Genomic DNA, 26,778 nt, shown 5'->3' on the forward strand with positions numbered 1-26,778 from the left:
CTAAGTCCGCGGGGTGAGGGCGTTGAGGACGCGGCCGATGTTCGCGAGCGCGTCGGGCGAGGTCAGCTGCCAGTGGGTGGCGGGGACGGCGTGGTTGTCGAGCTCGCCGTCGATGGCGTCGGTCCAGGCGGAGACGCCCCGGGTGCCGCTCGGATCGTCCAGCGCGGCATGGAAATACAGCAGATCGCCCTTGAATCGGCGGGGACGATAGGCACCGATGAGCGGGAAGGAGGCGCGGGCACTGTCGATGATGCGGGTGATCCGTTCGGCCCCGGCCTCGGATTCGAGGTCGACCAGTCCGGCCGCCGCGCCCATGAGCTCCGCCACCGGGACCGCGGTCTCGAGGTCGACCTCGCTCTCCAGTGAGCTGTCCAGCATGGCCAGCAGGGCGACCTCCTGTCCCTCGTCCTGGAGTTGCACGGCCATGGCGTGCGCGAGCACGCCGCCGAGCGACCAGCCGAGCAGGTGGTAGGGGCCCTCGGGCTGGACCGCGCGAATCTCGCGCACATAGCGCGCCGCCCACTCCTCGATCGATTCCGGCAGTGGCACATCGGCGGCCAGGGTCGGCGACTGCAGCCCGTAGAGGGGCCGGTCCTCGTCCAGGTGGGCGGCCAGGCCCGCGAACGACCAGGACAGACCGCCGACCGGGTGGACGCAGAACAGCGGTGCGCCGGTCCCCGCGGGCCGCAGCGGCAGCAGGACGGCGAACGCGGCGTCGGCGTCGATACCGCCCGACGTGCCCAGTGGCTCGGCCATTTCGGCCGGGCTCGGGGCCGCGAACACCAGGACGACGGGGATCTTGCGACCGAGGGTCTCCCCCAGCCGGGTGGCCAGGCGGACCGCGAGCAGCGAATTGCCGCCCAGCTCGAAGAAGTTGTCGTCCAGGCCGACCCGCTCGACCCCCAGCACCTCGGCGAAGACCGCGCACAGCGCGATCTCCATTTCGGTTGCGGGAGCGCGGTATTCACGGGCCGCAAAGACCGGTGCGGGCAGGGCGGCGCGATCGACCTTGCCATTGGCATTGCGCGGCACCGCGTCCAGGGCCACCAGGGCCTCGGGCACCATGTAGCTGGGCAGCAGTCCGGCCAGCCGGGCGCGGACCTGCGCCGCGTCGATCTCGTCGACGGCGTCGAAATAGCCGACCAGCCGCGCGGAGTCGGCCGTGCCGTGCACCACCACGACGGCGTCGGTGACGCCGGGTTGCGAGCGCAGGGCGTGCTCGATCTCGGCCAGCTCGATGCGGTAGCCGCGCACCTTGACCTGGAAGTCGCGGCGTTCCACGAATTCCAGGACACCGGAACCGGTTTCGTCGGCCGGTCGGGTCCAGCGCACCAGGTCGCCGGTGCGGTAGAGGCGAGAACCGGCCGGGCCGAAGGGATCCGGGACGAAGCGCTCGGCCGTCAGCTCGGGACGCCCGTGGTAGCCGCGGGCCAGTTGCGCGCCGCCCAGGTAGAGCTCACCGGTGACGCCGACCGGCACCGGCCGCAGCCGGTCGTCGAGGACGTACACCCGGTTGCCCGCCTCCGGGGTGCCGATGGGCACCACGGCCTGACGAATCGGCGCGTCGGTGCGGAATCGGGTGACCGACACCGCCGCCTCGGTCGGGCCGTACAGATTGTCGATGCGCGCGGCGGTGGCACGCCGGGCGCGGCGCACGGTCTCCGCGGGCAGGGCCTCGCCGATGACCAGCAGGCGGCGCAGCGATTCCGGGAGCCCACCGTCGGCGACATCGACCAGCATGGCCAGCAGCGACGGCACCAGGGTCAGGGTGGTGACCGACTCCCGGCGCACCAGCTCGAGCAGACCCTCCGGATCGTGTTGCGCGCCCTCGGCGGCCAACACCACCCGCGCTCCGGTGCGCAGTGCCCACCACAGTTCCCAGATCGAGAGGTCGAAGGCGGCGGAGGTCATCCACAGCACCGAATCGCTCTCGGCGAGTGCGTATTCCGATTGCATCCAGTCCAGCTGGTGCGCGACGGCCGCGTGCGGAACGGCCACACCCTTGGGCTTGCCGGTCGAACCCGAGGTGAAGATCACGTAGGCGGGGTCGGCGGGCCGGGAAGGAGCGTGGCGCTCGCTGTCGCGAATCGGGTTGCCGGACAGGGACTGATCCTCGGCAAGCGCGACATCGAGCACGGTCGTCGCCTCCGGCAGTCCGGCCGGGAGCGTCATGGGACGGGCGGCGCTGGTGAGAATCACCGGGGGCGCGGCGGTTTCGATCACCATGGCGGTGCGCTCGAGTGGGTGCGCGGGATCCAGCGGCACATACGCGCCGCCCGCCCGCACCACGGCGTACATGGCGGTGAGCAGTTCGATACTGCGCGGAAGTGCCAGTGCCACCAGTGTTTCCGGTCCAACGCCCTCGTGGATGAGGACCCGGGCCAGCCGGTCGACGCGTTCGGCGAAGTCGCGGTAGCTCAGCGCCCGGCCCTGTTCGACCACCGCGATGGCGAAGGGTGTGCGCCGCACCTGTGCGTCGAAGGCGTCCAGCAGTCCGGCCGCCGGGAATCCCGAGTCCGCGCCGTTCCACTCCCGCAGCAACCGTTCGGATTCCACCGCGCCGAGAATGTCGAGATCCCCGATCGCGGCGTGCGGATCGGCGATGACCCCGGCCAGCAGGCGCGTGAAGCGCTCGGCGAACCCGGCCACGGTGGCCTCGTCGAACAGTGCGGTGGCGTAGGTCATGGTCGCGGTCAGGCCCGCCGGTGCGCCGTCGGCGTCGTAGCGGTCCATGACCACCAGGTGCAGGTCGAATTGCGAGACGTCGGTGTCGAATTCGATGGCGCTGACCGCAAGTCCGTCCAGCTCGAAGGCGGCTTGCTCCTGGTTGTGGAAGGAGAAGCCGACCTGCACCAGCGGGTGCCGCGCGGTGGAGCGTTCCGGATTGAGCACCTCGACCAGGCGCTCGAAGGGCACGTCCACGTGGTCGAACGCCGCCACGTCCCCGGCTCGGACCCGCCGCAGCAGGTCGGTGAAGCCCTCGGCCGCGGCCACCTCGGTGCGCAGCACCAGGGTGTTGACGAACATGCCCACCAGGTCGTCGAGCGCGGCGTCACCGCGACCGGCAACCGGGGTGCCGACCGCGATATCGGTCGAGCCGGTCAATCGCGACAGCAGGGCCGCGAAGGCGGCATGCACCGTCATGAACAGGGTGGCACCGCCGGTGCGACCCAATTCGACCAGGGCGGCGTGGGTCTCGGCGTCGATGGTGAAGTCGACGCGGCGGCCGGTGGTGTCCAGCACCACCGGGCGGGGCCGGTCGGCGGGAACGGTGAGCAGCGGGGGCAGCCCGGCCAGGGTCTGTGTCCAGAAGCGCAGTTGCCGCGAGACCACCGAGGCGGCATCGTCCTCGGAACCCAGCAGTGCCCGCTGCCACACCGCGTAGTCGGCGTACTGCACCGGCAGCGGCGACCAGGCCGGGGCGACACCGGATTTGCGGGCCGCGTAGGCCGTCATGACGTCGCGGGCCAACGGGGCCAGCGAGCTGCCGTCACCGGCGATGTGGTGCATGACGACGACGAAGACGTGATCCTCGGGGGCCAGTGCGAACAGTGCCGCGCGCAGCGGCACGGTCGCGGTGACATCGAAGCCCCGGCCGATCACCTCGAGCACGGCCGCCATGACCGTGTCCTCGGTCACCGGAATCGGTTCCAGTGCAGGCAGATCCGTGGCCGCCGCGGCGGGCAGGACCACCTGCACGGGACCCGACTCGGTCTCGGGGTAGACCGTCCGCAGCACCTCGTGGCGGACCACCACGTCGGCGAGAGCGGCGGTCAGTGCCGCCACATCGAGGGGGCCGGTCAGGCGGATGGGCAGCGGGATGTTGTAGGCGGTGGACTCCGGATCGAGCCGGTTGAGGAACCACATGCGCTGCTGCGCGAGCGATACCGGCACCGGACCGTCGCCGGTGCGGGCCACCAGCGGCGGTCGGTCCCCGGTCTCGGGTTCGGCCGCGAGCGCGGCCAGGGCCAGTGCCTCGACGGTCGCATGCTCGAAGACCATGCGCACCGGGACGCGCGCGCCGAAGGCGGCGCTCAGTCGCGCGGCCACCTGCGTCGCGGTGAGCGAGTTGCCGCCGAGTCCGAAGAAGTCGTCGGCGATGCCGACCCGTTCGGCGTCCACGGTGCCCAGGACGGCGGCGAGCACCTCGGCGACCGTGCGCTCGGCGTCAGTGCGCGGTGCCACGAACTCGGCGACGCGGAAGACGGGTTCCGGCAAGGCCTTTCGGTCCAGCTTGCCGACCGGGGTGAGCGGAATGGCGTCGAGCACCATGATGGCGGCGGGCACCATGTAGGCGGTCAGCGACCGACCGGCGTGGGCCACCAGTTCGTCGACGTCGATGCTGTGGCCGGGCGCGGCCACCACGTACGACACCAGCGACACCGCACCGGATTCGCCGGTGTGGCCGAGGGTGACCGCGAATTCGACGCTCTCGTGGGCGGTCAGCGCCGCGTCGATTTCCCCGAGCTCGATGCGCAGGCCGCGCACCTTGACCTGATGGTCGGCGCGACCGACGTATTCGAGCACGCGGCGGCCGTCGGGGCGGCTCGCCCAGCGCACCAGGTCGCCGGTCCGGTAGAGCCGCTCCCCCGGCGCGCCGTAGGGGTCGGCGATGAAGCGTTCGGCCGAAAGTCCCGGTCGCGCATGGTATCCGCGGGCCACGCCGGGACCGTTCAGGTACAGCTCACCGGTCACGCCCACCGGCACCGGCCGCAACCGGGCGTCGAGCACGACCGCGGTCATGCCCGCCGTCGTCGCGCCGAGCTCGACCGGTTCGCCCGGCAGCAGCGGGGCGCTGATATTGGAGGTGATGGTGGTCTCGGTCGGACCGTAGCCGTTGTGCACGGCGCGGCGGCCGGTGGTCCAGCGGGCCACGGTCTCCGGGCCGAACGGCTCACCGCCGATGGACAGTTCACGGAATTCCGGCAGTCGCGCCGGGTCCAGGGTCTGCAGGACCGAGGGCGTGATGAAGGCGTGGGTGACACCCTCGGCGGCCATGAGGTCGGTGAGCTCCGCACCGCCGAAGACATCGGCCGGTGCGATCACCAGGCGCGCGCCGACCGCGGTGGCCATGAGGAATTCCAGCGGGTAGGCGTCGAAGCTCGGCGAGGACACCTGCAGCACCCGGGCATCCGTGCCGACGCGGTAGCGCTGACGCTGGCTGACCGCGACGCCCGCCACGCCGCCGTGCGAGACGACGACGCCCTTGGGCAGGCCGGTGGAGCCGGAGGTGTAGATCATCCAGGCCGGGTTGGCCACGCGCACGGGGCTGCACAGTTCGCTCGCCGCGATCGGTGACGGGTCGAGTTCCCGTGTGGCCGCCTGGAATTCGGGTGCGTCGAGGATCAGCCACTCGGCCGCGCCGGGCAGCTTGTCGCGGCTCGCGGTGACGGTGAGACCGAAGGTCGCGCCCGAGTCGGACAGCATGTGCTCGATGCGGTCGGCCGGGTAGTTCGGATCCACCGGGACGAACGCCGCGCCCGCCTTCGCGATGGCCCACACCGCGAGCAGTGTCAGGTCGGATCGTGGAATGGCCAGCGCGACATAGTCTTCCGCGCCGAGGCCGCGCTCGATGAGCACCCGGGCCAGTCGCGAGGACTCGGCGTCGAGTTCCCGATAGGTGAGCTCGCGCCCCTGGTAACGCAGGGCCACGGCATCCGGATGCCGCGCGGCGGTCTCGGCGAAGACCTCACCGAGGGTGCGCGGGGTGACCCGTTCCGTCGCGGCGCGATCCAGCAGCGCGGCCCGCTCCGACGGGGCCATCAGCTCGATGTCACCGATGCGCACGGTGGCGTCGGCGGCGACCGCGCCCAGCACCCGACCCAGGCGGCGCAGCAGCCCGGCCGCGGTGGCGGCGTCGAAAAGGTCGGTGGCGTAGTTCAATTCGACCGCGAGGTGGCCGTCCACGTCGGGTTCGTCGGAGACGGTGAACTGCAGGTCGAAGCGGGCCACCCGATGCTCGAAGTCGACCGGCTCCAGCACCAGGCCGGGCACCGCGTAGGTCTGCGAGACCAGGTTCATGTAGCTCAGGGCCACCGTGAACAGCGGATTGCGGGCCTGCGTGCGGACCACGCCGAGGGCCTCCACGACCTGGTCGAACGGCACGCTCGCGTGATCGAAGGCGGCCAGGTCGACATCGCGGACCTGGGCCAGCAGTTCGTCGAAGCGGAGAGCCGCCGTGGGCCGGGTGCGCAGGGCGAGGGTGTTGACGAACATGCCGACCAGGTCGTCGAGGACCGCGTTGCCGCGCCCGTCGAGCGGGGTGCCGATGGTGATGTCGTCGGTGCCCGACAGCCGGGCCAGCAACACCGACAGCGCGGCGTGCCACACCATGAACGGAGTCGCGTTGTGCGCCTCCGCGATTCGCTTGACCGCCGCGGCCAGGCCGCCGTCCAGGCGTGCCTGCACCCGCTCGCCCCGGAAGGAGGCGACGGCCGGGCGCGGCCGGTCGGTGGGCAGCGGCAGCTCCTCGGGCAGGTCCGCGAGGTTCTCGGTCCAGTACGCGAGGTCGCGCTCGGCGGTCCGTTCGAGCACGGCCCGGTGCCACAGCGTGTAGTCGGCGTACTGCACCGACAGCTCCGGCCAGACCGGGGCGCTGCCCGCGGCACGGGCCAGATAGGCGGTAATGGTGTCGCGCAGCAGCGGATCGGTCGATTGGCCGTCACCGGCGATGTGGTGCAGCACCACCGCCAGCACGTGGCTGTGCGCGGATTCGCGAATCAGGGCCGCGCGCACCGGGACCGTGGTAGTGACGTCGAAGCCGCGCGAGATGAATTCCTCGAGCCAGGACAGGTCCGCCGCGTCGGCGTCGGTCCGCAGTTCGAGGTCCAGCGGGGCGGTGTCGGCGGGCAGGACCAGCTGGTAGCCGACCCCGTCCGCGTCGGCCGGGTAGATGGTGCGCAGTACCTCGTGGCGGGCCACGATATCGGCGAAGGCCGCGCGCAGCACGGTGGTGTCGAGTTCGCCGGTGACGCGAATGGCCGAGGGCACGTTGTAGGCCGCCGAGGCGGGGTCCAGGCGATTGAGCAGCCACATGCGAGTCTGGGCCGGGGACAGCGGGATTCGCTCCGGGCGCGGCATGGGCCGCAGCGGCAGGCCGGGTCCGCCGCTGCCGACGCGGGTCGCCAGTTCGGCCACGGTCGGGGCCTCGAAGAGCTGACGGACGGTCAGGTCCGCCCCGAGCGCGGCATTGGCGCGCGCCACCAGGCGCATGGCCAGCAGCGAATTGCCGCCGCGCGCGAAGAAGTCGTCGTCCGCGCCGATGGTGATCCCACCGAGCAGGTCGCCGACGAGCCCGGCCAGGACGGTCTCGGTGCCGGGCCGGGGCGCGCGGTAGGCGACGGTGGCGGCGGTGAATTCGACCGGGGGCAGCGCGTTTCGGTCGAGCTTGCCGACGCTGGTGAGCGGCATCTCGTCCAACACCACCAGGTGGGCGGGCAGCATGTAGGAGGGCAGCTGGGTGCGGGCGTGGTCGAGCACGGCGTCGGCGTCGAGCCCCGCGCCGGAGACATAGCCGACCAGGCACTCGGTTCCGGCGGTGTCGCGGGCGAGCACGACCACCGCGTTGGCCACCCCGGGCGCGGCCAGGAGAGCAGCCTCGATCTCCCCCAGTTCGATGCGCTGGCCGCGCAGCTTCACCTGGAAGTCGTTGCGTCCCATGTAGACCAGGTCACCGGCGCGGTTCCAGCGCACCAGGTCGCCGGTGCGGTACATGCGCGCGCCCGGAATGCCGAAGGGGTCGGCCACGAACCGGTCGGCGGTGAGCCCGCCCCGGCCCTGGTAGCCGCGGGCCAGCTGCGCGCCCGCCAGGTACAGCTCGCCGATGACGCCCGCGGGCACCGGGCGCAGCCGGGCGTCGAGCACGTAGGCGCGGGTGTTCCAGTTGGGGCGGCCGATGGCGACCTCGAAATCCGGGTCGGCGTCGGAGAATTCGTGGTAGATGGTCGAGATCGCGGCCTCGGTCGGGCCGTAGGCATTGTGCACGGCACCGCCCACGAACTCCCGCAGGCGGCCGAGCAACTCGACCGGCAGCGCCTCACCGCCGGTGTGCAGGTGGCGGAAGGAGCGCAGGGCGTCGCCGTGGCCCTCGGCAATGAGGGCCGCCAGCACCGAGGGCACGTGTTCGGCGATGGTGACGCCGAATTCGCGCATGAGCCCGGCCAGGTAGTCCAGGTCCTGATGCCCGCCGGGGCGCGGAATCACCAGGGGCGCACCGACCAGCGCCGGGAGGAAGCACTCCCACACCGAGACGTCGAAGGCCAGCGGGGCACGCTGCATGATGCGGTCGGCGCGGGTCACGCCGTAGCGGTGCTCGAGCCAGCGCAGCTGATTCATGATGGCGCGGTGGCTGGTCGCCACGCCCTTGGGCAGACCGGTGGAACCGGAGGTGTACAGGACGTAGGCGAGATTGTCCGGACGCAGGGTGCCGCGCCGCTCACCGTTGGCGACCGGGTCGGCCGAGAAGGATTCCAGCGCACCGGATTCCGTGAGCTCGGTGACGTCGAGCACGCGCGTAGCGCCGAGCTCCGGCAGTTCCGCTCCGCCGACGGAGAGCAGCAGCGAGACCTCGGAGGTGGCGAGGATGTGTGCGATGCGCTCGGCCGGGTGGGACGGATCGACCGGCACGTAGGCCGCACCCGCGGCCACCACCGCGTACAGCGCGATCACCATGTCGAACGACCGCTGGGAGATGACGCCGACGATCCTGTCGGGGCCGACTCCCTCCGAGATCAGCAGCCGGGCAAGGCGATTCACGCGCACGGCCATGGCCGCGTACCCGAGACGCTCGCCCTCGAAAACCAGGGCGTCCGCGTCGGGATCCCGCGCGGCCCGGGCGTCCAGCAGATCGGCGAGCGTCTCGGCGGGCACCGCGTGGGCGGTGGCATTGCGGTCGCACAGCAGCTCACCGCGTTCGGCGCGGGACATGAGCTCCACGTCCCCGGCGGCGATGCGCGGGTCGGCCAGCAGGGCGCGCAGCACGCGCTCGTAGACGGCCTGGAAGCCGCCGACGGTGTCGGCGTCGAAAAGGTCGGTGGCGTAGGTGATGTAGACGTCGATGCCCGCGGGCGCGCCCGCGGCGTCGGTGGTCTCGGCCAGGGTCCAGTCCAGATCGAACTGGGTGGCGGTGGCGTCGACCGGCAGCGCCTCGATGGCCAGCCGATTCAGCCGAATGGCGGGCCGGGTGTGGTTCTGCAGGGTCAGGGTGACCTGGCACAGCGGTGAATGCGACTGGGAGCGCACCGGATTCACGGCCTCGACCAGCATTTCGAAGGGCACCACGGCGTGGTCGAAGGCGGTCAGATCGGTGTCGCGGACCTGGGCGAGCAGCTCGTCCAGCGAGGCGTCCGGGCGCACCTCGGTGCGCAGCACCAGGGTGTTGACGAACATGCCGACCAGATCGTCGAGGGCCTCGTCACCGCGTCCGGCCACCGGCGCGCCGATGACGATGTCACCGGTGCCCGACAGCCGCGCCAGCGTGACCGCGAGCGCGGTGTGCAGCACCATGAACGGCGTCACCCGGCGCGCGGCCGCGAATTCCAGGATGGCCGCGTGCAATTCGGCGTCGAAGCGGGCGCCGAGGCCCGCGCCGCGACCGCTGGCCACGGCCGGGCGGGGGCGGTCCGACGGCAGCGCCAGCACGTCCGGCACCCCGTTCAGGCGGCGGGTCCAATGGGTGAGCTGGCGGGCCAGCACCGAGTCGGCGTCCTGGGCGCTGCCCAGGGCCGTGCGCTGCCACAGCGCGAAATCGGCGTACTGCAGTCGCAGCGGCGGCAGTTTGGGGGCCTCCCCCGCGCAGCGGGCCACGTAGGCGGTGGCGATGTCGCGGGTGAGCGGGCCGAAGGACCAGCCGTCCGCGGCGATGTGGTGCACCACCATGACCAGCAGGTAGGTATTCGGTTCCTCGGCGAGTTCGAGCAGCCGCACCCGGAACGGCACCTCCGCGGTGACATCGAAGGCGGTGCGCGCCACCGCTTCCACCAGGCCCGGCAGTTCGGCGGCCGAGACGCGTTCGGGCACCAGGTCGATCAGGCGGGTGCCCGCGGGCAGGATGAGCTGGCTGGCCTCGCCGTCGTGCTCGGGGTAGAGGGTGCGCAGGGTCTCGTGCCGGTCCACCACATCGGCGACGGCGGCCCGCAGGGCCTCGAGATTCAGCGCGCCGGTCAGCCGCAGCGCGAACGGAATGGTGTAGCCGTCGCGAATGTCGAACCGATTGAGGAACCACATGCGCTGCTGCGCGATGGACAGCGGAATGCGGTCGCCGCGCTCCTGTGCGGAGATCGGCGGCAGCTCGACCACGGATTCGGCATCGGCCGCGACGATGCGGGCCGCCAGACCCGCCACGGTGGCGTCGTCGAATACCGCGCGCAGCGGCAGCCGCACACCGGCGACCTGGCCCAGGCGCGCCACCAGCTGGGTGGCGATGAGCGAATTGCCGCCGAGGGCGAAGAAATCGTCGTCGGCCCCGACCCGTTCGACGCCGAGCAGCGACGCGAAGACCTCCGCGACGAGCCGCTCCTCGGGACCGGTGGGCGCGCGCAGAGCGGTGGCCGCGGAGGGCGCGGGCAGGGACGCGCGATCGAGCTTGCCGGAGGCATTGAGCGGGAGGGCGTCCAGCCACAGGTAGACCGCGGGCACCATGTAGGCCGGAATGCGCTGGGACAACGCTGTTTTCACGGCACTGACCGACGGCTCCGCGCCGGGGGCGGGTACCAGGTAGGCGACCAGCTGCGGATTGGCGCCACGCACCAGGACCGCGGCCTGGGCGATGGAGTCCAGTGCGGTGAGCGCGGACTCGATCTCGCCGAGCTCGATGCGCAGGCCGCGCAGCTTCACCTGGAAGTCGGTGCGGCCCAGGTATTCCAGTTCGCCGTCCCGGTTCCACTTGACGAGGTCGCCGGTGCGGTACATGCGCTCCGAGGTCCCGAAGGGGTTGGCCACGAAGCGGTCCGCCGTGAGGTCCGGGCGCGCCACGTACCCGGTGGCGAGCTGATTACCCGCGAGGTACAGCTCACCTGCGACGCCCGCCGGGACCGGCCGCAGCTGCGAATCCAGCACGTACAGCCGGGTATTGAACACCGGCCGCCCGATCGGCACCGTATCGACGTCGGCATCGGTGACCTCGTGATAGGTGACGTCGACGGCGGCCTCGGTGGGGCCGTACAGGTTGTGCAGCTCGGCACCGGTCACCTCGCGCAGTCGATGCGCGTGCCTCGGGGACAGTGCCTCACCGGATGCGAAAACCTTGCGCAGGCCGGTGCACCGCGCGGCCGCCTCCTCGGCCACGAACACCGCCAGCATGGAGGGCACGAAGTGGGTGACCGTAATGCCCTCGCGGACAATCAGTTCGGCGAGCGCCGCCGGATCCCGATGGGCGTCCGGGCGCGCCACGACCAGGCGCGCGCCGATCAGCAACGGCCAGAAGAATTCCCACACCGACACGTCGAAGGTGGCCGGGGTCTTCTGCAGGACGCGATCGTCGGCGGCCAGCCGGTACTCGGACTGCATCCAGACGAGGCGGTTGACAATGGCCGAGTGCGGCACCGCCACACCCTTGGGGCGGCCGGTCGAGCCGGAAGTGAAGATCACGTACGCGTCGTTCGACTCCCGCAGCGGCGCAAGACGATCCGCGTCCGTCACCACGTCGTCGGGGTAGGCCGACAGGTCCAGCAGATCGATCCGCACCTGGGCGGTGTCGACGAGCAGGTCCTCACCGGAGGTCAGCACGGTCACCGGATCGGCGGTCGCGAGAATGTACTCGATGCGTTCGGCCGGGTGGTCCGGATCCAGGGGAACGTAGGCGGCACCGGCGGTGATCACCGCGTACATGCCGACGACCAGGTCCAGTGAGCGTCGCATGCCCAGGGCCACCAGGTCGCCCGGTCCGACGCCCTCGGCGATCAGCCAGCGCGCGAGCCGCCGGACCCGACCGGCGAACTCGGCGTAGTACAGGCTCGAGCCCTCGAAGGTGATGGCGGTCGCGCCCGGGGTGCGTTCGGCCTGCGCCTCGAACAGCGAGACCAGGGTCGAGCCGCTGTTCAGCTCGACACCGGTCTCGTTCCACTCGTGCAGGATCCGGGCCCGCTCGTCGGCGTCGAGCAGGTCGAGATCGCCGACCTTGGTGGTCGGATCGGCGGCCATGGCGGCCAGCACCCGGCCGAGGCGGTCGCCGAGGGCGGTGGCGGTGGCGGCGTCGAACAGTTCGGTCGCGTAGCGCAGGCTGCCGGTCAGTCCGGCGTCCGCGCCCAGATCGCCGACCACCAGGTGCAGGTCGAATTTCACGGTGGGGTCGTCGATCTCGACCGGGCGCACCGTCAGACCGGGCAGGGTGAAGGAGTCGGCGTCGCCCATGCGGGCGGCGTCGGTGAAGGTGAGCATGACCTGGGCGAGCGGGGGCGCGCCGGTGGTGCGGTCCACGGCCAGCGCGTCGACAATGCGCTCGAACGGCAGGTCGGCGTGGGCGAAGGCCGCCAGGTCGGCGGCGCGGACCCGGGCCAGCAGGTCGGCGAAGGACAGTTCGCAGTCCACGTGGGTGCGCAGCACCAGGGTGTTGACGAACATGCCGATGAGGGCGTCGAGTTCGCGTTCGCCGCGCCCGCCGATCGGGGAGGCGACCGCGATGTCGGCGGTGCCGCCGCTGCGGGCCAGCAGGGCCGCGAAGGCCGCGTGCACGACCATGAACAGGGTGACGCCGTGGGCGCGGGCCAGCTCCCGCAGCCCGGCGGCGACCGCCGGGTCCACCGAGAAGGGCACGGACGCACCGGCATTAGTGGGCTGCGCGGGGCGGGGACGGTCGGTGGGCAGGGACAGCTGGGGTGGCAGGCCCGCCAGTGTCTCGCGCCAGAATCGGAGTTGCCGGTGCGCCAGACTGTCCGGCTCCCGGTCGTCGCCGAGCAGTTCGTGCTGCCAGAGGGTGTAGTCGGCGTACTGGACGGGCAGCGGTTCCCAGTCGGGTGCGACGCCCGCGATCCGGGCGGTGTAGGCCCGCATCAGGTCGGCGATGAGTGGCGGCAGGGACAGGGCGTCGGCGGCGATGTGGTGCACGACCACGGCCAGCACGTATTCGGTGGCGGTCGCGTCGGTCGGCTCGTCGTCGATGACGAAAAGTCCGAGGCGGGAGGGCAGTTCGCGGCTCACGTCGAACCCCGCGGCGGCGAAAGCGGCGATCGTGCCCATGATGTCGGACGGCGCGACCGGGACCGGGCCGAGGCTCAGTCCGATGTCGGCGACATCCAGGATGTCCTGGTAGGGGCCGGATTCGGAATCCGGGTAGGTGGTGCGCAGGGATTCGTGGCGGGCCAGCACGTCCAGGGCCGCCTGTTCGAGCGCGGCAATATCCGGGGAGCCGGTGAGCCGCAGGATGATCGGCAGGTTGTAGACGCTGTGCTCACCGGCCTCGACCTCGAGGCGGTTGAGGAACCACAGGCGCCGCTGGGCGGGCGAGAGCGGAATGCGGTCCGGGCGCGGGCGCGCGACCAGGGCGGGCCGAGCCGCGTCGGGATTGGTGGCGACCAGCACGGCGGCCAGGCCCTCCACCGTGGAGGCCTCGAAGAGCACGCGGACCGGGACCCGCGCGCCGAGTTCCGCGCCCAGGCGCGCGGTGACCCCGGCGGCATCGAGCGAGCTGCCGCCGAGGGCGAAGAAGTCGTCGTCCAGGCCGACCCGCTCGACCCTCAGCACCTCGGCGAATACCGCCGCGACCAGACGCTGGGCGGCATCGACGGGGGCGCGGAAATCCTTGGCGCGCAGCTCGGGAACCGGTAGCGCCTTGCGGTCGAGCTTGCCGCTCGAATTGAGCGGTAGCTCGGGCAGGACCATCAGGGCGGTCGGCACCATGTAGGACGGCAGCACCCGGGTCAGGCCCTCACGCAGGGCATCCACGTCGGCTTCGGCACCGGGGGCCGCGACCACGTAGCCCGCGAGATAGTCACCGGTGTCGGCGGTGATCAGCCGCACCGCCGCCTGCGCGACCTCGGGGGCCAGCAGCAGCGCGCTCTCGATCTCGGCCAATTCGATGCGCTGGCCCCGGAATTTGATCTGGAAGTCGAGGCGCTCGAGGTAGACCAACTCGCCGTCCTCGGTCCACTTCACCAGGTCGCCGGTGCGGTACATGCGCTCGCCGGGCCGCCCGAAGGGGTTGGCCACGAAGCGATCCGAGGTCAGGTCGACGCGGCCGTGGTAGCCGCGCGCCAGCTGGACACCGGCCAGATACAGTTCGCCGGGCACCCCGATGGCCACCGGATGCAGGCGCGAATCCAGCACGAACACCTGGGAATTCCACTCCGGCTCACCGATCGGGACGGTGAGGACATCGGAGCGGTGCGCCTCGCGGAAGGTGACCGACACCGCGGCCTCGGTGGGACCGTACAGATTGTGGACACCGGCGTCGCTGACCGCCCAGAAGGCGGTGACCGTCTCCGGCGGCAGCGCCTCGCCGATGACGAAAACCTCACGCAGCGAGTCGAGTTCGCCCGCCCGGGCGTGGGCGGCGAAGACCGCGAGCATGGACGGCACGAAGTCGGTGAGCGTGACACCGTGCGCGGCAATGGTTTCGGCGATGTAGCGGGGATCGCGGTGGCCGTCGGGGGTGGCGACCACCAGGGTCGCGCCCGCGCGCAGCGGCAGGAAGTAGCCCCACAGCGAGACGTCGAAGGTGGTGGCGGTCTTCTGCAGGTAGACATCGCGGGCCTGCACGCCGTATTCGGCCTGCATCCAGGCCAATTGGTTGGCGATGGCGCGGTGGGTGACCGCCACGCCCTTCGGCTGGCCGGTGGAGCCCGAGGTGAACAGGACATAGGCCGGGTGGTCCGGGTGCAGGACCGCGCGCCGCTCGCGATCGCCGATCTTGCCCGCCGAATACCCGGCGAGATCCAGTTCGTCGAGGTGATGCAGTGGCACGTCCACGGTTTCGGGGAGGACGAAGCCGTCGCGGCGGGTGGTGAGCACGACGCGCGGGTCGGCGGTGGTGAGAATGTGGCCGACGCGCTCGACCGGGTGCGCCGGATCCACCGGCACGTACGCGCCGCCCGCGCGCAGTACCGCGTACATGGCGACCACCAGCTCCACCGAGCGGGCCATGGCCAGCACCACCAGCGATTCCGGGCCCACCCCGCTGGCGATGAGGTGCCGGGCCAGCCGGTTCGCCCGCTCGGAGAGCTCGGCGTAGGTGAGTTCGGTGTCGCCGAAGACCAGGGCGCGGGCCTTGGGGGTGCGCGCGGCCTGCGCGTCGAAACCCTGGTGCAGGAACAGGTCCGGGACGCGGGCTCCGGTGGCGTTCCAGCTCGAGGTCACGTAGTCGTGTTCCCCGGCGTCGAGGAGTTCGATATCGCCGACGGCCACCGCGGCGTCGGCGGTGGCGGCGGTGAGCAGGCGGGTGAACTTGGCCGCGAACTCGCGCACCGTGTGCTCGTCGAAAAGGTCGGTGGCGTAGGTGTATTCGACGCGGTAGCGGTCCTCGTCGCCGACCACGGTCAGCTGGAGGTCGAATTTGGCGATGCCGGGATCGAAGTCGAGCTCCTCGGCGCTCAGGCCGGGCAGGGCGGCGGAGAGCTCGCCCAGGTTCTGCATGAACAGCGCCACCTGGAACAGCGGGTGCCGGTTGCGGGCGCGCGGCGGATTGAGGACCTCGACGAGTCGCTCGAAGGGCACGTCGCGATGGGCGAAGGCGCGCAGATCGCGGTCTCGCACATGGGAGATCAGTTGGGCGAAGGAGTCCGCGCCCTTGACCTCGGCGCGCAGCACCAGGGTGTTGACGAACATGCCGACCAGGTCGTCGAGGGCCCGGTCACCGCGTCCGGCCGCGGGGGTGCCGATGGCGATGTCGCCGGTGCCCGATAGCCGGGCCAGCACGGCGGCCAGCGCGGCGTGCAGGACCATGAACGGGGTGGCGCGGTGCTCGGCCGCGACCCGGTCCACGGCGGCCCGCAGCTGCGCGTCCAGCACCGTCTCGAAGGTCGCGCCCCGGAAGGTGGAGGCCGCGGGGCGCGGGCGGTCGGCGGGCAGATCCAGCTGCGCCGGAAGGTCGGCGAGTTCGTCTGCCCAGAAGGCGATCTGGCGGGCGGACACCGATTCCGGATCGGACTCGTCTCCCATCCAGGCGCGCTGCCACAGCGTGTAGTCGGCGTACTGCACGGCCAGCGGTTCGTACTGCGGGTGCTGCCCCGACTGCCGGGCCAGGTACGCCATGACCAGGTCGCGCACCAGCGGTGCGACGGACGCGCCGTCGGCGGCGATGTGGTGGGCCACCACCACGAGGGTGTGGTCCTCGGGACCCGACCGCAGCAGCCGGGCGCGCAGCGGCACCTCGGCGGTCACGTCGAATCCCTGTGCGGCCAGGGCGAGTACGGTCGCGCGCAGCTGGTCCTCGGGCACCTCGCGCGGGGTCAGGTCCACCGCGGCGGCGGGCAGCACCACCTGGGCGGGGCCCGCCTCGGTGGCCGGGTAGTAGGTGCGCAGCGACTCGTGGCGTTCGATCACGTCGGCGAAGGCGGCGGCCAGCGCGTCGGCGTCCAGTTCGCCGCGCAGGCGCAGCGCGAAGGGCATATTGTCCACGGCCGACGGATCGAATTCGTCGGCGGCCGGGTCGTATTCGCTGCGCGCGTAGTGGTTGAGGAACCACATGCGCTGCTGGGCGGGCGAGAGCGGAATGTGGTCCGGGCGCGGCCCGGCGGTCAGCGGCGGCCGGGCGGCCGGGCCCCCGGCCTCGCCGAGGGCCGCCAGCGCGGACACGGTCGGGCGTTCGAAGAAGTCACGTACGTCCACGCTGACGCCCAGGGTCTCCCGAATGCGGGCGATGGCGCGGGTGGCGATGAGGGAATTGCCGCCCAGGCCGAAGAAGTCGTCGTCCGCGCCGACCACGGCCAGGTCGAGCAGGTCGGCGAAGATCGCCGCCACCGCCTCCTCGGCGGGGGTGGCGGGGGCGCGGTAGGCGGCGGTGGCGTCGGCGAACACCGGTTCGGGCAGCGCCTGGCGGTCCACCTTGCCGTTCACATTGAGCGGCAGTTCGGCCATGGGCACCAGCAGCGACGGCACCATGTACTCGGGCACGTGCGAGCGAACCGTGGAAAGCACGGCGGCACTGTCGATCTCGTGCCCCTCGGCGGGCACCACGTAGCCGACCAGGGCCTGCTCGCCGTTCGGGCGGGTGTGCATGAGCACCACGGCCTGCGCGACGGCGCTCTCGCGGCGCAGCGCCGACTCCACCTCGCCGAGCTCGATGCGCAGGCCGCGCATCTTGACCTGGAAGTCGCTGCGGCCCACGTACTCCAGCTCGTCCGGACCGCCGTCGGTCGACACCCAGCGCACCAGGTCGCCGGTGCGGTACATGCGATCGCCGGATGGGCCCTCGGGATTGGCCACGAAGCGTTCGGCGGTCAGTGCCGCGCGGCCCAGGTAGCCGCGGGCCAATTGCGGTCCGGCCACGTACAGTTCGCCGACCACGCCGACCGGCACCGGGCGCAGGTCCTCGTCGAGCACCAGCAGGTCGACATCGTCGCCCGGGCTGCCGATCGGAATGGAGTCGATATCGGCGGCGGTCACCTCGTGGGCGGTGGCCAGCACGGTGGACTCGGTGGGGCCGTACACGTCGAACAGGGTGGCGCCGCTGACGCTGCGGAAGTCAGCGGCGATGCTCACGGGCACGGTCTCGCCGCCGGTCAGCAGATAGCGCAGGGAGTCGGGCATGTCCTCGCCGCCGCGCATCACCTCCGCCAAGAGCGCCGACAACATCTGGGTGACGAAAAAGGTGGTGGTGACCTGTGATTCGCGAATCACGCGGAGCAGGTACGCGGGATCGAGGTGGCCCTGCGGGGTGGCGAGCACCACGCGCGCGCCGTTCTGCAACGGCCAGAAGATCTCCCACACCGAGGCGTCGAAGGTGGTGCTGGTCTTGAACAGGGTGGCGTCCTGCTCGGTGAGCCGGAATTGCCGCTGCTGCCAGCGCAGGAAGGTGATGACCGCGCGGTGCGGGGTGGCCACGCCCTTGGGGCGGCCGGTGGAGCCGGAGGTGAAGATGACGTAGGCGAGATTGTCCGGGCCGGGCTGGGCCAGTTCCGGATCGTCGGCCGGGGACAGCACCCGCTCGCCCGCGACGCCGAGTTCCTTTGCGGTGGCCTCGAATTCGTCGATGCGCAGCACCGGGCAGGCCGCCTCGAACCCGGGCTGGTCGGCGGTGGTGGTGAGCACCACCGCGGGCTGGGCCACCTCGAGCACGTAGGAGATGCGCTCGGCGGGGTGGTCCGGGTCGATGGGGACGTAGGCGCCGCCCGCCTCGAGAATGGCGTACATGCCGACCAGCAGTTCGAAGGAGCGGCGCACCGCCAGGCCCACCAGCACGTCCGGGCCGACGCCCAGGCCGCGCAGGTGGCGGGCGAGAACCGTGACGCGGGTGGCGAATTCGGCGTAGGTGAGGGTTTCGCCCTCGTATTCGAGGGCCACCGCGTCGGGGGTGCGCTGCACCTGCTCGCGGAACAGGGTGCTCAGGGTCTCGACCGGGGCCAGCTTGGGGTCGAGCACATCGGAGGCGGCCAGGACGGCGTCGTCGACGAGCGCCTCCAGGGTGGCTGTCAGCCCGCCCTCCTCGTTCAGCAGTCCCGGCAGCTGACCCGAGACCACGACCTGCATGAGCGCCTCGGGTTCGAGCGCCCCGCCCATGGCCTCGCCGAGCATGGCGATCTCGGCGGCTAGGGCACCGTAGGCGACGGTGTCCCCGCCGTAGCGTAGGGCGATGCGGTCGGGTTCCAGGTCGGCGACCACGGCGATCAGGCAGGGTAGGTCGCCCACGCCGTAGGCGCGGCGCAGGGCCGTGACCCGGCCGGTTCGGCTGGTGGTGATGGACTCTGCGTAGTGCATCAGAGGCTTCCTTCCGACGTGCTTTCCGAGCGGAGGACCAGCGCCTGCGCGTCCGCGGTGAGCGTGCTCAGGGTTTGGTGGAGTCCGGCCGCGCCGAGGGCGGCCAGAATGCCGGGCACCAGTCCGGCGAGTGCCACGTTCACCAGCGCCTCCGGCTTCGCGGCGGCGCCCAGGGCGCGGGCGGTGACGGCGATCTTCTCGGCGAGATCCCCGAACGTCACGGTGTGGTCGCCGTGGACGAGCGCGACCGACGCGGGGTCGGCCGCCGCCGCGGCGGCGATCAGCGTGGGCAGGTCGGTGGCGGGCACGGTCTGCCCCGGCACGACGGCCTGCTGCGGCGCAATGGATTCCGTCCTGGCCGCACCGGTGCCGGGGCGGCGGGTGCGCTCGGCCTCGGTGCGAATGTCTATGGCGCGCACGGGGGCCTGCGGATCGGCGACCACGGCGTGCAGCACCAGCAGCAGCCGCTGGGCCAGCAGACGCACCGACTCGGGACCGAAAATGTCGGTGGCGTAATCGAATCGCATGGCCAGACCGGTCAGGTGGCCGGTCGCGTCACGCTGTTCGATGGCGGTGAGCTGTAGGTCGAACTTGGCCTCGACCAGTCCGGGTTCGACGGCTTCGACCGTCAGGCCCGGCAGTTCGACCGCGCCCGCCGCCATGTTCTGGAAGGCGAGGGCCACCTGGAACAGCGGGTTGATCGCGGCCGAGCGAGCCCGTCCGGTGGCGGCCAGCACGGCCTCGGCCACCCGCTCGAATGGCACGTCGCCATGGTCGAAGGCGGCCAGATCCCGGTCGCGTACCTGGCGCAGCAGGTCGGTGAAGGCGAGCTTGCCGTCCACCTCGGCGCGCAGCACGACGGTATTGACGAACATGCCGATGAGCTCGTCCAGCGCGCGCTCGCCGCGACCGGCGACGGGGACGCCGATCGAGATGTCGCGCTGGCCCGACAGTTTCGACAGCAGCACCGCGAAGGCGGCGTGCACGACGGCGAACAGGGTGGCACCCTGTGCGGTGGCCAGGGACGAAAGTCCCTCGACCAGTTCCGTCTCGACGGCGAATTCGACGGTGTCGCCGAGCATTTCGCGCCGTGCGGGCCGGGGCCGGTCGGTGGGCAGCGCCAATTGCTCGGGTGCGGAGGACAGTTCGTTCACCCAGAAGGACAGCTGCCGCGACAGCAGGCTCTCCGGGTCGGTGTCGGAGCCGAGGACGCTGCGCTGCCAGGCGGCGTAGTCGCCGTATTGGATCTCGAGTGGCGTCCAGGCGGGCGCGGTACCGGCCAGCCGGGCGGTGTAGGCCAGCATGAGATCCCGGGTCATGGGCAGCGCCGAGTAGCCGTCGGTGCTGATGTGGTGCAGCACCACGAGCAGCACGTGCTCGGTCGGCGACAGCGCGAACAGGTGCGCCCGCACCGGCGGGGCGGCGGTGACGTCGAAGCCGACGGTGGCGGCCGCGAGCAGGCGTGCCCCGAGTTCGCTCTCGGGCACCGGGATCGGGGTGAGCTCGCCGTCGAGTTCGCCGAGTTCCAGCACCACCTGCACGGGCTCGCCGTCCACCTCGGGGTAGCGGGTGCGCAGAATCTCGTGGCGCTCCAGCAGATCTCGCAGGGCGGCGGTGAGCGCGGCCAGGTCCAGCTCGCCGGTGAGCCGGACGGCGGCGGGCACGTTGTAGGCCCCCGACTCCGGGTGCAGGCGGTTGAGCACCCACATGCGCTGCTGGGCCAGTGAGAGCGGGGCCGGGCCCGGCTCGGTGCGGCGGGTCAGGGCGGGGCGGGCGTCGGTCGGGTCGGCGGCGGCGATCCACTCCGCCAGCCCGACCGCGGTCGGGGCCTCGAACAGCGCCGAGACCGGTACGCGCACCCCGAGATCCGCGCCGAGCCGGGCGGCCAGCCGGGTCGCCATGAGCGAATTGCCGCCCAGGGCGAAGAAGTCGGCGTCCAGGCCGACGGTCGCCGGGTCCACGCCGACGATCTCGGCGAAGACGGCGGCCACGGCCCGCTCCAGCGGGGTCACCGGTTCGCGGTAGGCCGCCACGGGGAAGACCGGTTCGGGCAGGCGCGCCCGATCGACCTTGCCATTGGCGTTGAGCGGCAGGGCTTCCAGCACCATCACCGCGGCCGGGACCATGTACTTCGGCAGCTCCGCGGCCAGTGCGGCGCGCAGCGCGGCCGACACCTCCGCGCGCCGCTCCTCGGTGGTGCCGGGGACCGCGACATAGGCGACCAGCCGGTCCCCCGCGTCTGCGGTGGCCCGGGCCACCGCGACCGCGGCCTGCACGCCGGGCTGGCGGCGCAGGGCCGTCTCCACCTCGCCGAGCTCGATACGGAAGCCGCCGATCTTGACCTGGAAGTCGGCGCGTTCCACGTACTCGAGCGCGCCGTCGGCGCGCCACCGGACGATATCGCCGGTGCGATACATGCGGCCGCCCGCGATGGGATCCGCCACGAACCGGTCCGCGGTCAGCGCCGGACGCCCGTGGTAGCCGCGGGCCAACTGCGCACCGGACAGGTACAGCTCGCCGGGTACACCGATCGGCACCGGCTGGAGGCGGGCGTCGAGCACGTAGACGCGGCTGTTCCAGGCGGGCGAGCCGATCGGCACCGCGTGGCGGTGGTGTTCGCGCACCTCGAACGCGGTGATGGAGACCGCCGCCTCGGTCGGGCCGTAGAGGTTGAAAAGCCGTGCCGCATCGGCGTTCTCGGCCTGCTTGTCGAGGAACTCGGCGGCGGTGGCGGCGGGCAGCGCCTCACCGATGGCCAGCACCGTGCGCACCGACGCGGGCAGTGGGCCGCCCGCCAGCAGCATGCCCAGCAGGGACGGCACCGGATGCAGGACCGTGACGCCGTGGGTCTCGATCAGGGCGCGCAGGCGATCCGGATCGCGCTCGTCGCCCGGGGCCGACACCAGCAGGCTGCCGCCGGTGGTGAGTGCGGACCAGAATTCCCACACCGACAGGTCGAAGGTGGCGGGGGTCTTGAGCAGCGCGCGATCCGTCGCACCCAGGTCGAAGGTGGCCTGCAGCCAGTACAACTGATTGACGATGGCCGCGTGCGGTACGGCCACGCCCTTGGGCAGGCCGGTCGAACCGGAGGTGAAGATGACGTAGGCCGGGTGCTGCTCGCGCAGCGGGCGCACCCGCTCGCGGTCGGTGACCGGACCGGTGGGCAGGCCGCCGAGGTCGAGTCGGTCCACCTCGAGCACAGGTACCCGCGCGGTGAACAGCACACCGTCGGCAGCCGTGGTGAGAACCACCGCCGGAGAGGCGGTTTCGACAATGTAGGCGATTCGGTCGGCCGGATGGTCCGGGTCGATCGGCACGTACGCGCCGCCCGCCTTGACCACCGCGTACATGGCCACCACGAGGTCGATGCCGCGGCGCATGGCCAGCACCACACCGGTCTCGGGTCCGACCCCGTACCCGATGAGGGCGCGGGCCAGGCGGTTGACCCGGGCATCGAATTCGGCGTAGCCGAGCGTGATTTCGCCGTCGAGCACCGCGACCGCGTCGGGTGCGAGCGCCACCTGGGTGTCGACCAGATCGGCCAGGGTGGCCGGGGCGAGCTGGCGGGCGGTGGCGTTCCAGTCGTGCAGCAGCCGCTGTCGCAGGCCCGCGCCCAGCAGATCGATATCGCCGATGGCCAGGTTCGGCTGCGCGGCAACGGTTTCCATCACCCGCGCCAGCGCGGCGAGTACCCGCTGAGCCGTGGCATCGGTGAACAGGTCGGTGGCGTAGCCCAGGGTGAGGTCCAGCCCGGCGGGCGCGCCCGAGTCGGTGTAGTGATCGACCGCGAACAGGTGCAGATCGAATTGCGCCACGTGGGTGTCGAATTCGATCTCGGCCACGGTCAGGCCGGGCAGGGCCAGTTCGGCGCGCTCCACGTTCTGGAAGGACAGGCCCACCTGCATGAGCGGGTGGCGGGCGGTCGAGCGCGCCGGGTTGAGGACCTCCACCAGCCGCTCGAATGGCACGTCGGCATTCGAGAAGGCCGCGATGTCGTTGGCGCGCACTCGCGCCAGCAGGGCCGAGAAGGATTCGGCGGCATCGGTCCTGGTGCGCAAGACCAGGGTGTTGACGAACATGCCGATCACGTCGTCGAGGGCGCGGTCGCCGCGGCCCGCGATCGGGGTGCCGACTGCGATGTCGTCGGTGCCCGACAGTCGGGCCAGCAGCGCGGTGAAGGCGGCGTGCACGACCATGAACAGGGTCGCGCCGTGCGCGCGGCCCAGCTCGGTGAGCCGGGTGTGCAGGTCGGCGTCGAGGGCGAGCCGAATGTAGTTGCCGTGCAGGCTCTGTCGGGCCGGACGCGGATGGTCGGTGGGCAGGTCGAGCTGGTCGGGCAGTCCGGCCAGGGTGGTGCGCCAGTAGTCGAGCTGGGTGGCGGCGACCGAGTCGGCGTCGTCCTCCGAACCGAGCAGGGCGTGCTGCCACAGCGCGTAGTCGGCGTACTGCACGCTCAGCGGCTGCCACGCGGGCGCGGCTCCCGACAGGCGCGCGTGGTAGGCCAGCATGAGGTCGCGGACCAGCGGGACCACCGAGGAGCCGTCGGCCGAAATATGGTGCAGCACACCGGCGAGCACATGATCGCCGGTGGCATTGCCAGCGGCGTCCACCACGCGCAGGAGTTCCACCCGCAGCGGGACTTCGGCGGTGACGTCGAAGGTGGTGGTGAGGATCTCGCGGACCCGCTCCGGCACCTCGGCCTCGGTGACCGAGGCGATGGTGAGTCCCGAGAAGGCCTGGGCCGCGGGCAGGATCACCTGCGCCGCGCCCTCCGGGGTCTCCGGGTAGACGGTGCGCAGGGTCTCGTGCCGGGTCACCACATCGGCGAAGGCGGCCGACAGGGCCGCATCGTTCAGCTCGCCCGACAGTCGCAGCGCGATCGGCACGTTGTAGGCGGTGGAGGCGCGGTCGAAGCGGTTGATGAACCACATGCGCTGCTGGGCCGGGGACAGCGGCAGCCGGTCCGGGCGCTCGCCCGCGACCAGCACGGGCCGCCGCGCCTCCCCGGTGCCCTCCGCGATTCGCGCGGCCAGCGCGGCGACGGTCGGGGCCTCGAAGAGCGCGCGCACGCCGACGGTCGTCCCGAAGACCTCGCCGAGGCGGGCCGCGGCCTTGGCCGCGACCAGCGAGCTGCCGCCCAGGGCGAAGAAGTCGTCGTCCGCGCCGACCCGCTCGCGGCCGAGCAGTTCGGCGTAGACGTTGGCGATGAGCTCTTCGGCCACGGTGGCGGGCTGCCGGTACTCGGTGCCCTCGAAGACCGGCGCGGGCAGGGCCGCGCGATCGAGTTTGCCATTGACGGTCAACGGGATTCGGTCGATCACGACGAGCGCGGCCGGAACCATGTGCTCGGGCAGCTGCCGGGCCGCCGCCGCGCGCAGCTCGGTGACCGAGAGCGCCGCGTCGGCCCGCGGGACCACGTAGCCGATGATCCGGGCCTCGTCCACGGCGGCGTCGTGGCGCACGATGACCGCCGCCTCGCGCACGTCCGGGTCGCGCAGCAGCACGGCCTCGATCTCGCCCAGCTCGACGCGGAAGCCGCGCAGGTTCACCTGCTGATCGATGCGGCCCAGGTATTCCAGGTCGCCGTCGGCGGTCCAGCGCGCCAGATCGCCGGTGCGGTAGGCGGATTCACCGGGTGCGCCGTACGGGTCGGCCACGAAGCGTCCGGCGGTGAGCGCCGCGCGATCGAGGTAGCCGCGCGCCAATTGCCCACCGGAGACGTAGATTTCGCCGGGCACGCCCACCGGGACCGGGAGCAGTCGCGAATCCAGCACGCGCACGGTCAGGCCCGGCAGCGCACCGCCGATCACGCTGGCGGCACCGGTGTCCGCGGTGATCGGGCGGTAGGAGACGTGCACCGTGGTCTCGGTGATGCCGTACATATTGATCAGGGCGGGCGTGCGCGGGTGGCGGTCGAACCAGCCCGAGAGCCGTTGCGGCTCCAGGGCTTCGCCGCCGAAGATCACGTAGCGCAGCGCCAGCTCGGTGTCGGCCTCGGCGTCGGCGGCAATGAGTTGATAGAACGCCGACGGCGTCTGGTTGAGCACGGTCACGCCCGCGCTGGCGAGCAGCTCCCGGAACTGTTGCGGCGACCGCGAGGTGAAGTAGTCGACCACCACCACGGTGCCGCCGTACAGCAGCGCGCCCCACAGCTCCCACACCGAGAAGTCGAAGGCGTAGGAGTGGAACAGGGTCCACACGTCGGCGGGCCCGAAACCGAAGTGCCCCTGGGCATTGTCGAACAGGCGGATCACATTGCGGTGCGGGATCACCACGCCCTTGGGGCGGCCGGTGGAGCCGGAGGTGTAGATGACGTAGGCGGTGTCGGCCGGGCGCAGCGGTGCGCGGCGGTCGCGATCGGTGACCGGGGTGGCGTCGTAGCCGTCCAGGCCGATGGTGTCGAGGTCGATGACCGGTCCGCCGAACCAGCCGTGCGGCAGGCCCGCCGCACCGCTGCTGATCGCGCACACCGGGCGGGCGTCGTCCACCGTGTATTCGATGCGGTCGGCCGGGTAGTTGGGGTCGATGGGCAGGTAGCCGCCGCCCGCCTTCACCACGGCCAGCAGGGCGACGACCAAGTCCTCATCGCGCGGAAGGGCCACGGCCACCAGGGCTTCCGGCCCGACACCGGCCGCGATGAGACAGCGGGCCAGACGGTTGGAGCGGGCGTCGAGTTCGGCGTAGCTGAGCGTCACGTCACCGGCCCGGACGGCGGGTGCGGCCGGGTCCAGCGCGGCCGCGGCGGCGAATCGGTCGGCGAGCGTGGTGAATTCGGCGATGTCGGGGCCGGTCCCGGACCACTCGTGCAGGACCCGGGCCCGCTCCTCGGTGCTGAGCAGCGCGATGTCGCCGACCACCACGGTCGCGTCGGCGGCCACCGCCGAGAGCACGCGGTCGAAACGATCCGCCAGGGTCGCGACGGTCTCGGCGTCGAAAAGGTCGACGGCGTAGGTGATCTCGATGTCCAGGCCACCCGCGTGGCCGTCGGCGGCCCGGTTCTCGAGCACGGTGAACTGGAGATCGAACTTGGCCACCCCGGCGTCGAGGGTCTCCGGTCGCACCGCCAGCTCCGGCAGCTCCACCGTGGGCAGTTCGTAGTTGTGGAAGGCCAGGGCCACCTGGAACAGCGGGTGCCGGGCCTGCGAACGGGCCGGGGACAGCACCTCGACCAGGCGCTCGAACGGCACGTCCGCGTGCGAGAGCGCGGCGATGTCGTCGGCGCGCACGGTGCGCAGCACGGTGTCGAAACCGGCGCGCGGATCGATCTCGCTGCGCAGCACCAGCGTATTGACGAACATGCCGACCAGGCCGTCGAGCGCCTGTTCACCCCGGCCCGCGACCGGCGTGCCGATGGCGATATCGGTGCCGCCCGACACCCGGGCCAGCAGCACCGCCAGCGCGGCGTGCACGGTGGTGAACAGGGTGGTGTCGTGCTTGCGCGCCAATTCGCCGAGCTGACTGTGCAAGTCGGCGTCGACGCGCATGCGGTGCACGCCGCCGCGCAGCGAGGCGACCGCCGGGCGGGGACGGTCCGTGGGCAGCTCGAGCTGTTCGGGCAGTCCGGCCAGGCGCTGCCGCCAGAACTCCAGCTGCCGGTAACCGAGGGTGGTCGGATCGGTGTCGTCGCCGCGGCGCCGCGCCTCCCACAGCGTGTAGTCGGCGTACTGCACCGGCAGCGGCGTCCAGGTGGGGGCCGTGCCCGCGCGGCGGGCCTGGTAGGCGAGCATGACGTCGGTGGCCAACGGGCCCAGCGAGAAGCCGTCGGCGCTGATGTGGTGCACCACCAGGACCAGCACGTGGTCGGTGTCGGAGGCGCTGAAAAGCGCGGCACGCAAGGGTGTTTCGCCGGTCAGGTCGAACCCGTGCCCGATCAGCTCGGCCACCCGGCCGGGAATCTCGTCCGCCGCGAGCCGCTCGGCGCGCAGCGTGGCC

2 protein-coding genes (1 of these 2 cut by a window edge) are annotated in these 26,778 nt (G+C 71.8%); both read right to left on the reverse strand.

What is annotated here, in order from left to right:
• Complete coding sequence (locus tag VMT40_RS33035; protein WP_326363279.1) at positions 1–18,846, reverse strand: non-ribosomal peptide synthase/polyketide synthase; 18,846 nt, start codon at positions 18,844–18,846, stop codon at positions 1–3.
• A protein-coding gene (locus tag VMT40_RS33040; RefSeq protein ID WP_326363281.1) for a non-ribosomal peptide synthase/polyketide synthase crosses the window boundary here: on the reverse strand, positions 18,846–26,778 show its 3' end. Its footprint extends 9,944 nt past the window's final position; the window shows 7,933 of its 17,877 coding nt (coding positions 9,945–17,877); its start codon lies beyond the right edge, outside the window — the gene reads right to left on this strand; it ends in the stop codon at positions 18,846–18,848. The genes VMT40_RS33035 and VMT40_RS33040 overlap by 1 nt, the downstream gene beginning before the upstream one ends.

The organism is Nocardia sp. CDC160 (genome assembly GCF_035818795.1).
Taxonomy (GTDB): domain Bacteria; phylum Actinomycetota; class Actinomycetes; order Mycobacteriales; family Mycobacteriaceae; genus Nocardia.